Genomic DNA, 12,510 nt, shown 5'->3' on the forward strand with positions numbered 1-12,510 from the left:
TCTACATCTCCTTAGTCTTTTTGTATAAAAAACTATTCAATTTATTAAAATCATTTTTTTTATAATTCGAAAAATAAATTATAAATTTTATTTCTTTGGGGACATTATTAAAGCTTCCCAAATTATTACTATTTATATTACATCTTCTTTTTAATTGAGCCAACATTAACTTTTGAGCATGAAATATATTAATGTGTCTAAACATTTTAAAACATTCATCATAATATCTTAATGAATTAATATCAGGTAAATAACCAAATTCATTCATTAAGATATTTTCAAACTCATATTTTCTTAAAATTCGAAACATTGTCTTATGGTTTAAGTGATTAGTCTTTTCTTTAGCCTTTTTTTCTTCATGCAAGGTATTTCTCTTTGTAAGAACTAGAATTCCAAGTTCAGGTATATTAATGTCCCTTTTTATTTCTTTTAGGTGTGTTTCATCGGTAACTACATTACAAAAAGAAAAGGCACGGTAATAAGCATCTAGCTGTTTCTTTAAACGCTGTAAATTATCAAGTTCTGTTTTAATTTCATAAACTGATCCTGTACCATTAACAATTAAAAAATCTAATATATTCCCATCTATAGGCAATTCACGTATTGCTGTAGATGTATTGATACTATGTCTTCCTAATAAAATTTTATTAAGTAATGTATTTTTATAAAAATATTCATTTCGATGATGTACAGACATGTATTTATAAATTAGTTTTAAATTTTGTAAATTTAACATTTCATTAGGTTTACCATTTAGTTTATTCACTATTTTTTTGTAATTATCAACATTACGTTCATAAATTAAATTATTTAATGATTTTATAGTAAATAATTTATTTAATGATTTATCCATATTCATACTTATTATCTCTCTACTAATACAAATTTTAATTATGGCAAAATATCCTTCATAAATGGGATCTTCTTAATCACGTAAACTACTAATCCACAAACTACGTAAGTAAACAGGGGCATAACCAGAATATCAAGCCAACTGTCGAAAGTTGTCTTAGTTACTACCATAAACAGTTTCAAGAAAAATGGATGTAAAATATAAATTCCTAAACTAACTGATGCCATTTTAGCTAGTAAATTCTGAAACTTTTGTTTAACGAATACTTTATGTGATTCGACAAAATCCTTAATCCAGAGATAGATCCCAATCACGTACAAGAACAATAACGGACCGCCATTTTCCTTAAGATTCATAATAGAAGCAGGTAAGTCCTTAAAAATAAACAACGAAATGACTAAAGAAATTACTAAAGCTGCCAAAGCAACCCACTTAGTAATCTTCAACCATTTTTGATCAAAGTACCCTACTCTAATTAGGTAACCCATAATAAAGAAGCCAACATAACTAGTTGAAGCGATTGGAAAAATGTATAGTGATAAATTCATGTGAAACCAGTTAGTGTTTAAATAAATAAAAATGTAATTAACTAAGAAATCTAATACCACAAGATAAAACAAAACACTCTTGTGATTCCTAGCTAAAACCGATAAGACTGGCGTAATAAAATACAATGCAATAATGCAATAAAAGAACCAAAATGCTCCATTAATACTTCCAGAGAAGAAACTAGTAAAGAAATTTTCAACACTAGGATCATGATGCACAAAATTCACATCCGGAAGTGGTGTTTTAACTACTGCGTCTACTAAGTAATAAATAATACTCCACACAATTAGTGGAATCATTACTCTAAAAAAACGTTTCTTGAAAAATACTTGGGTATCATATTTATCTCGATATCCAAGTAATGTTGCTCCAGAATTCATCACGAATAGAAACACTGCTGGAACAGCAATTGTCCTAATAATCGAATCAAATATTCCTAACGCATTATTATTATAGTTCCATGATGAATGGATAAATAAAACAAATATAATAGCAATGATGTTGATTACATCAATATAAGTTAATCTCTTTTTCATATTTTCTCCTAAATTATGTAAAATTTAACACAAACATAATGATATCAGACTTTTAAATAACAAAAAACACAATTTGAGTCAAATAAAGAGTGAAGAAATAATTCTTCACTCTTTTAAAGCTATTTATTTGATTTTTTCTGTCTTATTTTAATACTTACAAATTTCATGTAAATTATCCACCCAATTAAAACAATTCAACTAATAATACTAATCCACAATGTGGCAATTTGTATAATAGTCTTTTTATATACAATATCAATATTGTTTATTCCCTTTTGAACTGGGATATTAATAGCCTTGTTTTTATCAACTTTAATTGGTACTTCTTTATTGTTCACGTAAGCATGAAACCCTGGATAATAAATATTAGGTATAGTAATGTTTGCAAAACTTTTCTTAGCTACTAATTTGTAATGAATTTGATCATATGATGTATACCATCTTAGCTGCTTCATGTCTTTATTATCATTATTTATACCCCTAATAGAATGTTTGACTAAGTATGGTTCAATAGATTTAGTAGTTTTAGGTAGATAATCAAATACTTGGCTATTAGCCATTGTATTCATTCCATCATTATTTTTTGAAATATAATAAGTAACAAGACTTCCTGGATTCATCTTTACATATTCATTAGATGCAAAAGAAATACAAAGACTAAATAGCGTTAAGCCACTCACAAAAATCACTTTTTTATTAGTACTAAACTTTCTACATAATATTAATATACATTGACCTGACATTAACCCGATCAAAACTGTAGCTAATAGAAGTAGCCTATATGGGACTTGTATAAACTTAAGTTGGGTTTGAACAAGTTGCCAAGGAAAAAAGTTAGACACCAACAATAGAAAAACTATTGCTTCAAAAGTTACATACTTATAAAACAATGATAATTTTTTCCAAACAAAAATTGATGAAATAATAACCAAAGCACCAATAATTCCAATTCCTACACCAAACCCAGGACCCTGATTAGGCAAAAAGTTGAATACCATATTCTGGATAGGCATGGCATTATCATACAAAAGAGCAGTTCCAATATTCATTTTCCCTGCAAATTTATAATCTTGAATAAATGGGATCAGAAACGCACATGATAAAAGAATCGCAATAATTCCAGCAAGAATAGTAAATAATAATCTCTTAAACTTATCTTTATAATCATCATGACTAAAAAATAATAAGCCTAAACTAAATAAGACCATTATTGAAGCCAAAAAAGTAGACAATACATGAGTTAGCATTATTAATGCCATTCCAACAGATAGAATCCACCACTTATGATAGTCTTTTACTAATAACTCATATAATCCATAAACAACAATTGGCAAGAAAATGAAGACAATACTTTCAGCTAAATCGCCTTGATAGAACATTACATGAATTTTGTATTGAAAAAATCCATATACTAAGGCAGAAACTATACCAGCAAATTTTGATTTAGAAATTCTAGCAGAACATAGATACATAGAAATAAAAATACAAAAATTAATTATCATCAGAAAAATGTAATAAGAAAAGTAACCATTTTTAATAATGACATGGATAATTGCTTCCGGAGCAACTATAAAGATTGGATAAAATAAATTTTGTGGATATCCAATCTTTCCAAAAGCTTGAGTCATAACATCTGGAAATATGCCAAAAAGATTCCCTGATTTTAAGCTTAAATAACTTTCCTGCAAACGAGAAATATGAAATGTTCCATCAACGTTTGTTATTATTCCTGCTCCATGAAAATATGGAGCAACTACTAAAAAGCTCAAAACCACAAAGAATAAAGTTATAAGCAAATTTAAATGATTATAAATGGTCCTTTTACATTTTGTGATAACAGCACCTCTTAATTAATAAAATACATATATAATCATATCAGAATTATTCAAAACACGAAATACAATTTTATCCAACAAAAAAGGGCATGAAGATAATTATCTTCATGCTTCTTTTTACGTATATCTTATTTAAATTCTTTAAATCGCTTGCTATCGTCCATAAAGTCCTTCTTACCAGCTGGAGTGTTGACAGAACCAAAGTTCATCTCAGCACGTAACTGCCAGTTATCAGGAATGTCAAAGGTAGAAGCAACTTGAGCATTAATCAATGGGTCATAATGTTGAATATTAACACCTAAACCATTTTCCTCAAGTCCAGTCCAAACGGCGAACTGAGCGTTACCTTGTCCTTCTTCTGACCAGTTGTACATTTCGTACTGATACGTCTTGAATTGACCTTGCAATTCCTTAACCTTATCCATGTCAGTAAAGAACAGGATTGATGCATAAGCATCCCTAAAAGTCGAGATTTTAGCCTTAGTTCGAAGGAATCCGTTAGCTGGAACCTTTTCTCTTAAGGCATCTTCAACGATGTCCCACAGCTTGTCATGGTTCTCGTCGAATAACACAACGGCACGAACCGTTTGCCCATTAAAGGCACTTGGTGTGTATTTGATTAATTCCTTAATATAAGTATATAGATCGTCTTGAGAGAATGAAACGTCCTTTCCTAAATCATAGATGGTCCGTCGATTTTTCTCTAGGTCTAAGAATTGTTGCTTTAATTCCATGTTTAAAAACTTCTTTCGTTAAATTTGATTCTTGGTCTTCCCAGTTGTCATAGCTTCATGAAAGTTATCATAACTAACCTTGATCATGTCAATCGTAGCGGGTTTAGTTAGATACCCAATGTGTGGAGTAATAATAACATTTGGATAACGCTTCATTAATTCTAACACGTCTTTGTTTGGAAGATCGTCCAATGAATTGAACTCATTGCCATCAATTTGATTTTCATCAATAATTACATCGGCAGCATATCCACCAATATTACTACCTGACAGAGCAATCGTAATTGCATTCGTATCAACTAGCTCACCACGCGCCGTGTTAACCAGAATAGCGTTGCGTTTCATCTTAGCCAGTTCAGGTCCACCGATCATTTCGTCGTTTTTACCTGGGACGTATGGGACGTGCAGTGAGACAATGTCAGATTTCTCTAACAACTCATCTTCATTAACAAACGTCACGTCCGGATTGTCATTAGGATGACGCTGGTAGCCAAGAACGTTGGCCCCTAAGTTATGGTACAACTTGGCCTCGGCACTTCCCATGTGACCAACCCCAATAATTCCAACAGTGGCATCGTGAATTTCGTTACTGTAATAAGTCGGCAAAACACGAAAGTCAGCATTATTGGTGTTCACGGTTGCCTGAGCAACGTGGCGGAACAGATCCATCCCCATTGTCAGTGCCAGTTCAGCAACTGAATATGGGGAATAACTAGGAACGTTCGCCACCATAATACCGTCGGCCTTGGCAGCATTTAAATCAATGTTGTTGTACCCCACAAAACGAGTAAAGAGATACTTAATCCCCAAGTCCTTGACCTTATCCAACACCTTCTTATCAGCGGTACACGAACCATCAATCAAGATAGCATCGGTCCCCATCGCTTCGTCAACGGTGTCAATACTCAATGGCTTTTCAACCAGATTCAAATCAAAATCATATGAATTTAAGTCCACAAAATATTCTTTTTCAAATGGTCTTACATCATAAGCAGTAATCTTTGCCATTCTATCTCTCCTTAGTTTACTGGATGCAATGGTTTACCAGTTGCAAGCACTTGTTTGAAGTTCTCAAAACTAATCCGAACCATGTCTTTATTGGCTTCCTCGGTAAATGCTCCCATATGAGGTGTCACGATGACATTTGGATAATTCTTCATTAACTTCTTATCTTCAGCACTTGGAACGTCGTCCAAACTGTTGAATTCTTTCCCAATGACTTCGCCCTCATCAAGCAAAACATCGGTTCCATAACCACCAATTTGAAAGTTCTCAACGGCATCAGCGACAGCATTATTATCAACTACCCCACCGCGAGCCGTGTTAACCAAAATGGCATCATTCTTCATCTGGTCCAGTTCTGGTTTACCAATTAATTTTTCGGTTCCAGAAGTTAACGGAACATGGATGGAAACAATGTCAGACTTAGCTAACAGTTCATCCATCTCCACAAATTTAACGGCTTGATTGTCTGGGTTTGGATGACGTTGGTACGCTAAAACGTTAGCACCAACCGCATCATACATCTCAGCTTCGGCCGTTCCAATTCTCCCAGCTCCGATAATTCCAACCGTAGAGTCATGAATCTCACGACTAAAGTAGAGGGGCAAGATCCGAAAGTCAGCATCATGCGTGTTGGCAGTGGCTTGAGCTACATGACGGAAAAGCGTCATTCCAAGTGTGAACGCAAGACCAGCAACTGAATGTGGCGAATAGTCGGGGACATTAGCAACCTTAATCCCCTTAGCAGTGGCTTCTTTAACATCAATATTATTAATACCAACCGCACGGGTAAACAAGTACTCAACGCCATAGTCAGCTAACTGATCAACAATTTTAGTGTCAGCATTGCACATCCCATCGATCAAGACTCCATTGGATCCCTGGGCTTGGATCACATTGGCCATCGTTAATCTCTCTTTAACAAACTTTAGTTCAAAACTTGTTTGATTATAATCTTCAAAATATTGCTTCTGCATTGCATCAGCATGGTAAATAGTTATTTTAAACATTGATCTATCTCCTTATTTTAACAACTCAATTATGAATTAAACCGTGGTTAAAATGCAATTCTTTTCTCTTATTAAATGCTAAAATGTTCATAACCAATCAGAGGAGAATACTATGGCAAACAAATTTAATAATTTTCATAAAACACAAGTGAAACGAATCGTTGTAATGGCGGTTGTGATGATTATCTTGGTCATCGCTGGCATTTACGCCATCTTAACAAAATAAACTAGAAAAGAAAAAGACGACTTCACAGTCGTCTTTTTTAGTATTAGTAGTTTCCAGCTACCTTAATACTTTTAGCTTTAAACATATGAGCATAACAAGTGTTTTGCCAATCACTTGGATTCTCAGAAAGAATATCCCACAGCCCATAATCTGAATATGGAGCGTTATTTATTTTTGGCACAGTAATATTTCCATTATTTTTCTTATTTTTTAGTTTATTTTTAATCATGTTCTGTTGTTGCAATAACTCTATATCCGTTTTATATGAGAGTACAAAACCAGTACTTAAAGTTAATAATACATAGCCACATAAACAAACTATAAAAGAATTAACCACTATTTTTATTAAATCATCATTAGAAGAAAATGGTATCAATTGAACAACAGCAATGATTAATAACATTGTTCCAAAAAAGTAGCATCTCGATTGATCAACGGACTCAGGAGATAGTAACAATGCATAAAATGTAATAAATGCTGAAACAAACAAAATACAACTGCTTAAAATCGCATAACGATTCTTAACTAAATAAATATTAATAAATAAAACAATAATAAAGATAATAAGCAAGGGAAGAATGTGCTGTATAATATATTGATTAATTATAGGCAGATTAGTAGCAATTTTTTGAATAAATGATTTATTTAAGAAGCTTTGATCTCTCGACCTCCCTCTAACCATATTACCAGGAGCAATGAGTAACATTACATAACCAAAAATATAAGCAATCACTGAGATAACTTTTGTAAAATTTAACCCTTTATATTTCTTGGTTGAAATTAACGTTAACCCAATAAGCAGAAAAATTATTCCAATTCCAAGATTTTCATTACACCAACCTGCAATTACACTCAAAGCAATTAACAAAATACTATAAGAAATATTTTTCAATTTACTCGTATTATGTTTATATGAAATCCACAAAATAACAAACAAAAAATTTATTATTCCAGTCCATAAATAATTTCCAGAAATTGCTCTGTATAGAAAGTTAAGGGAAAAGTTAGGAAAAAAAGCAAAAATCATTGCTAAAATTAAGATATACTTTGCATTTTTGTGTTTTAAATTGCCTGAAGACTTAAATGTTAGAACCATCATAAGTAATGGGAGAAGAATAAAAACTAAGGCATTAACTAATCCATAAATAGATGGTGGTAAATTCACAAGAATTCTATAAAATGTTTGACCTACAAATCTTCCATTCCATACAAACCAATCATTTATTCCACTATGTAAAATTTCACTAGGACTCATTCTTACTGCTAAAGCATCATCTGAAAACAATGGAGTAATCATTCCCCAAAATGACACTAAGATAAATAAACAAATTGAAATAATCAATATAAAATACTTTTTACAAAAAGACAATAATTTCTCCATAAACAAATTCACCTCATAATATAGATATTTTTATTGTATCATAGGAAAAAATATCAAAACATACTAAAAAAGAGGCTATGCTCATAGCATATCCTCTCACATCTATTATTATTTAATACTTTTTATTGAGCCGTGTATCCACCATCAACCACTAATTCACTACCAGTAGTGAATTCGGATTCATCAGAAGCCAAGTAAACGGCAGCATATGCAACGTCTTTTGGTTTACCTAAATGGCCCATTGGAGTCTTGCTTCTTTGTGACATAGCCTTAACAAAGTCTGGTTTAACCATTGGAGTTTGGATGTAACCTGGGTGAACTGAGTTAACCCGAATGCCGTAGTCTTTAAGCGCACAATCCAAAGCAGCTGACTTTGACATCATCCGGACGCCACCTTTTGAGGCATTGTAAGCACCCAAATCAGGATCACCAACTAAACCTTCGATTGATGACATGTTTACGATGGAAGCGCCAATGTTCTTGTTTTTCATTTGTTTGATGCCTTCACGCATTCCATAGAAAACACCGTCAAGGTCAATGCTTAAGACTTTCTTCCATTCTTCAGTGGTAGTATCTTCGATCGACTTGCCAATCGCAATTCCAGCATTGTTAATCAATGTGGTAACTTGACCAAAATCCTTCTCAGTTTCTTCAAACACTTCTGGCCAACGCTCTGGATCAGAAACATCCTGTTTGATGAATTTAGCTGTGTTGGGGTATTCTTTGTTAATTGCATCGGCTGCTTCACGGCCACGATCTTCATTACGTCCAGTAATCGCTACTTTAGCGCCTTCTTTAACAAACATCTCGGCAATAGCATAACCAATTCCAAGGGTTCCACCAGTAATGATTGCAACTTTGTTCTTTAATCTGTCTGTCATAATATATCCCTCCAATTACATATTTATTCTTAACCTAACCTTACCATTAAAAGCTTCATTAACACGCAAAAAGGCTCATGACTTTTGTCATGAGCCTTATGTACTAAAAGTTTAGTACCAGTTATTGCTTTCCCAATGTTTTTTAGCGTTCTTCCAAGATCCGTAACGTCCGTAAACGTAGTTATCGGCGGTCCGTTCCTGATTCTCTTTTGAGTAATCGCCGTGCAGGTAAGCTCGACTTAATTGGTACTTACCGTACACCGTTGGGTTAGTTGGATTCTTGGCGTGATAGTCACCACGTGATTCTTGATAAGCAATCCAGTTTTTGGCAGCCCCTTCGGACTTACTTAGCTGAGTTACTGAACTTTCTGACTTAATTACTTTTACGGGTTGTTTTGCCCGTTTTGCTTTCTGAACTTTTTTCTGTCTATTAACGGTGGTGTATCTCGATGAATCAGCATTAACGTCCATGCGCGAACTATTTGCGACTGCTATGCCCGTGGTAAAAATAGCTGCAACACTGACTACTGTTAGAATAATGTGTTTCCAGTTCATGTCTTTTCCTCCTCTCAACGTTCAATACGTTAAAGGGTGAAAATTTCAGCAATATTAGGAAAACATTACATGGAGGTTAAAAAAGATTGCAGAAAACGGGTTTTAGTATTATTTTATGTATATTAAAACCATTATAAATATTGAGGTGTAGGCAATTGACAGGAAAGAATGAATTTGAAAGTTTAAAACCAATTGATGATGCTGTTAAAAGATACATAGACTCAGATGATAAACTTGCTTTCCAAATTAACGGAGAGTGGGGAACAGGTAAAACATGGTATATAAAAAATTTTATGGAAAAAAGCAAAAATCGATATGATTTTTCATATGTCTCTTTGAGTGGAGAAACAGATTTAAAAAACACATACAAAGAAATCTTATTCCAACTCTATAATAAATTTAACCAAATCATAACAAAGTACAAGGATCCGATTAAAGAGCTCACACCATCAAAAATAAAGGGAGTCTCTACTAAAAATCTTCCAGGATTAATGATTGACTTTTGGGATCGTCATATTGAAAAAACAATTATCTCTGATGCAAGAAATAAAACTATTATCGTTGATGATTTAGAAAGAGTAGATGAATCTATAACTTCAAATGAACTTATAGCATTTATTCAAAAATTATTGGAAGATGGATTTAAAATTATAATTATATCTAACGAAGAAAAATTAGACAATAAAGAAAATACACAAAAATTTAAATTCATAAAAGAAAAGATAATTAATAAAACAATTAGTTTTGGGAATTTTAACAAGGGAATTGCTTTACAAATTATAAATAGTGGTTTAAATAAAATTCTTAATAATACTAATCAAGAATTATCCAAGTGGATTTCTAATATATCAAATAAATTAATAGTAAAAAATAATATAAATCTACGATCAATAGAAACTATAATATCAACATTTAATGAAGTAGTATATGAAATTAATGAAGAAAATGAAACACAAGATTTAAAGGACCAAGCTATAAAAACAGCTTATATTTCTATCTTCTTATTTACATTTGGAACAAAAAATAACTATTTTTCTTTCGATTTAGCCCATTTAAAAAATCTTAAATACGAAAACTTTTCTACAAATTTGTATGACTTAATTAGTAAAATTAATATGAACAAACATAGTTATCAAGTAGAACTTGAAGACAATCCAGATAGAAGTAACAAATTAGAAAGAACTTTAAAAGATTTAGATAACTATTTAAAACCATTAGAATTCTTAGAATCTTATGTTGAAAATGCCAATCGCGAATTTAAAAATAATTTCATGCTAACAGAAGAAATTTTAAATGAAGTCATTAAAGGAATATTTAATGTTAATGAATACTTAAAAAACATAAATGCCATGTTTTTTGGTCCCGATATGGAAATTATAAATAATTTTATAATAGGCCCTTATATATCCGATTATGACTTAAAAAAATTAGAAAATAAAATTATAAATATCGTACAAATTGATATTACTTTATCATCATCTATTTTATTAAAAATATTTTGGAGATTTAAATTTATACGAAAAGCAAAATTACCTTCAATAAATCTAAATAAGGTCAATGCATTAAAATCAAAATTGTTCAATAAAATGAAGAAAAATAATCTTTATGAATTAGATAATTTAAGTATGGAAAATGATAGGTTAGCAGATGGTAATTATAAAGATAATAATTATGTGGAAATAAAGATGGAAATAAAATCACTAATAAAAAATTTATCAAAAAAGCAAGATAAGAATTTATTTATTGCTATATTAAATGGAACATCAATTAATTCGAGACATAATATATCCGTTGACTATATAATTGATTTTTTAATGGGAAACACAAAAATTATTGAGGATGAACTAATGACCAAAACTAATAAATGCATTCGGTTAACAAATTATGTAAATGAACAAATAGATAATAGTAACCCCAAAAAGAGCATTACATGCAATAAAAATAAATTATTAATTAAAATGAAAAATAAAAATAATGAACAAACTGATACTGTTCAACAATATTACTTTTCAAACTTAATCATAGCATTAGAAACTTACTTAAAGCACCAATAATTAGCATTATCTATCTTAAATAATTCAATAATATATAGTTTGTTTTTGAATAATTTCATTTATTTAGGAAATAATTATTATTTAAATCTAACAATACATTATATATATTATACCTATAATTAGCACCTGTGATTTTTAAATCTTTATTTCTTAGAATTCTCTTTACAAACTCATATGGAGTAATTATTTCTTCATTCGTTAAATGATACATCCCATATGGTAAATCATTTTGGATCACCAAAAGCATAAACTTGGCTAATGTACTCGTGGAAGTCACCTGTATTGATTGAGTATTATTAAGTTTAATTTCATCATCTTCAGTAGATTCAAGTAATTTACTTACTAACTTACTGCCATCTTTACCAAATAGATTTGCCGTTCGAATTGTATAGTATTTTGTACTAATCTCTTCGATGGCACGTTCTGCCATGCGTTTCTGCTTACCGTATTCACTAATTGGAGTGGGGATGTCCGTCGTCTTATGCGGTTTAGAATTGTCATTTCCATCAAAAACACGATTCGTACTGATGTGGACCAATGTCGCGTCCACATCTCTTGCAGCCAAAGCAACGTACTGGGTTCCAAGAAAATTAACGTTCTGATTGATTGTCTTTCCGGGCTCTTCTTCAGCACCCGCAATGTTCGTGTAACCAACACAATCAAAAACCACCTCTGGTTGATGATCTTTAAAGTACTTCATGACCCCATTTTGATCAGTTACATCAACCTCTTTTGAAGATGGAGCCTCAAATTCAATTTTTTGTTCGTTTAAAAGATCGGATAGTTCACGACCTAGTTGTCCACTCGATCCAAGCACTAAAACTTTTCTCATATAATCACTCCTAAAAAAATAACGACGTGATAGTCATTAGTTAATATTAACTAATAGATTAA

The 12,510-nt window shown here is 31.6% G+C and carries 11 protein-coding genes; 1 reads left to right on the forward strand and 10 read right to left on the reverse strand.

The features are described 5' to 3' along the window. Position 1 precedes the first annotated feature (1 nt). From LfDm3_RS01005 to LfDm3_RS06640, 9 genes are all read right to left on the reverse strand, one after another. Complete coding sequence (locus LfDm3_RS01005; protein ID WP_039143248.1) at positions 2-859, reverse strand: sce7726 family protein; 858 nt, start codon at positions 857-859, stop codon at positions 2-4. A 32-nt stretch (positions 860-891) separates the two neighbouring features. Then, positions 892-1,938 (reverse strand): acyltransferase, encoded by a 1,047-nt coding sequence (locus tag LfDm3_RS01010; RefSeq protein ID WP_052236544.1) that lies wholly within the window; start codon positions 1,936-1,938, stop codon positions 892-894. 194 nt (positions 1,939-2,132) lie between these two features. Further along, positions 2,133-3,734 carry a 6-pyruvoyl-tetrahydropterin synthase-related protein gene (locus LfDm3_RS01015; RefSeq protein ID WP_156112323.1) on the reverse strand — a complete coding sequence of 534 codons (1,602 nt, stop codon included), beginning with the start codon at positions 3,732-3,734 and terminating at the stop codon, positions 2,133-2,135. 167 nt (positions 3,735-3,901) lie between these two features. Beyond that, positions 3,902-4,507 (reverse strand): nitroreductase family protein, encoded by a 606-nt coding sequence (locus LfDm3_RS01020; RefSeq protein ID WP_039143251.1) that lies wholly within the window; start codon positions 4,505-4,507, stop codon positions 3,902-3,904. Between the two features lie 18 nt (positions 4,508-4,525). Continuing rightward, the gene (locus LfDm3_RS01025; RefSeq protein ID WP_039143253.1) at positions 4,526-5,515 is read right to left on the reverse strand and encodes an NAD(P)-dependent oxidoreductase; all 990 of its coding nucleotides are present in this window, start codon (positions 5,513-5,515) and stop codon (positions 4,526-4,528) included. A gap of 11 nt (positions 5,516-5,526) precedes the next feature. Beyond that, complete coding sequence (locus tag LfDm3_RS01030; protein WP_039143254.1) at positions 5,527-6,519, reverse strand: NAD(P)-dependent oxidoreductase; 993 nt, start codon at positions 6,517-6,519, stop codon at positions 5,527-5,529. A gap of 269 nt (positions 6,520-6,788) precedes the next feature. Beyond that, a complete protein-coding gene (locus LfDm3_RS01035; protein WP_039143257.1) occupies positions 6,789-8,126 on the reverse strand; it encodes a DUF6056 family protein in 1,338 nt (445 codons plus the stop codon). 122 nt (positions 8,127-8,248) lie between these two features. Further along, the gene (locus LfDm3_RS01040) at positions 8,249-9,007 is read right to left on the reverse strand and encodes a glucose 1-dehydrogenase (RefSeq protein ID WP_010022420.1); all 759 of its coding nucleotides are present in this window, start codon (positions 9,005-9,007) and stop codon (positions 8,249-8,251) included. A gap of 111 nt (positions 9,008-9,118) precedes the next feature. Next, positions 9,119-9,562 carry an aggregation-promoting factor C-terminal-like domain-containing protein gene (locus tag LfDm3_RS06640; protein ID WP_052236545.1) on the reverse strand — a complete coding sequence of 148 codons (444 nt, stop codon included), beginning with the start codon at positions 9,560-9,562 and terminating at the stop codon, positions 9,119-9,121. Positions 9,563-9,717: 155 nt separating this feature from the next. On the opposite strand from LfDm3_RS06640, the gene LfDm3_RS01050 reads away from it, so the two are divergent. Continuing rightward, entirely contained in the window at positions 9,718-11,616 is a 1,899-nt protein-coding gene (locus LfDm3_RS01050; RefSeq protein ID WP_039143259.1) for a P-loop NTPase fold protein, read from the forward strand. 55 nt (positions 11,617-11,671) lie between these two features. Here the strand turns inward: LfDm3_RS01050 and LfDm3_RS01055 are convergent, their stop codons facing one another. Next, the gene (locus tag LfDm3_RS01055) at positions 11,672-12,448 is read right to left on the reverse strand and encodes an SDR family oxidoreductase (protein ID WP_052236546.1); all 777 of its coding nucleotides are present in this window, start codon (positions 12,446-12,448) and stop codon (positions 11,672-11,674) included. Positions 12,449-12,510 lie beyond the last annotated feature (62 nt).

Origin of the sequence: Fructilactobacillus fructivorans (genome assembly GCF_000814735.1) — a bacterium.
Classification (GTDB): domain Bacteria; phylum Bacillota; class Bacilli; order Lactobacillales; family Lactobacillaceae; genus Fructilactobacillus; species Fructilactobacillus fructivorans.

Coding starts and splice junctions, on each gene's coding strand:
- LfDm3_RS01005 (WP_039143248.1), bottom strand. CDS start 859: ATGAATATGGATAAATCATTAAATAAATTATTTACTATAAAATCATTA.
- LfDm3_RS01010 (WP_052236544.1), bottom strand. CDS start 1,938: ATGAAAAAGAGATTAACTTATATTGATGTAATCAACATCATTGCTATT.
- LfDm3_RS01020 (WP_039143251.1), bottom strand. CDS start 4,507: ATGGAATTAAAGCAACAATTCTTAGACCTAGAGAAAAATCGACGGACC.
- LfDm3_RS01025 (WP_039143253.1), bottom strand. CDS start 5,515: ATGGCAAAGATTACTGCTTATGATGTAAGACCATTTGAAAAAGAATAT.
- LfDm3_RS01030 (WP_039143254.1), bottom strand. CDS start 6,519: ATGTTTAAAATAACTATTTACCATGCTGATGCAATGCAGAAGCAATAT.
- LfDm3_RS01035 (WP_039143257.1), bottom strand. CDS start 8,126: ATGGAGAAATTATTGTCTTTTTGTAAAAAGTATTTTATATTGATTATT.
- LfDm3_RS01040 (WP_010022420.1), bottom strand. CDS start 9,007: ATGACAGACAGATTAAAGAACAAAGTTGCAATCATTACTGGTGGAACC.
- LfDm3_RS06640 (WP_052236545.1), bottom strand. CDS start 9,562: ATGAACTGGAAACACATTATTCTAACAGTAGTCAGTGTTGCAGCTATT.
- LfDm3_RS01055 (WP_052236546.1), bottom strand. CDS start 12,448: ATGAGAAAAGTTTTAGTGCTTGGATCGAGTGGACAACTAGGTCGTGAA.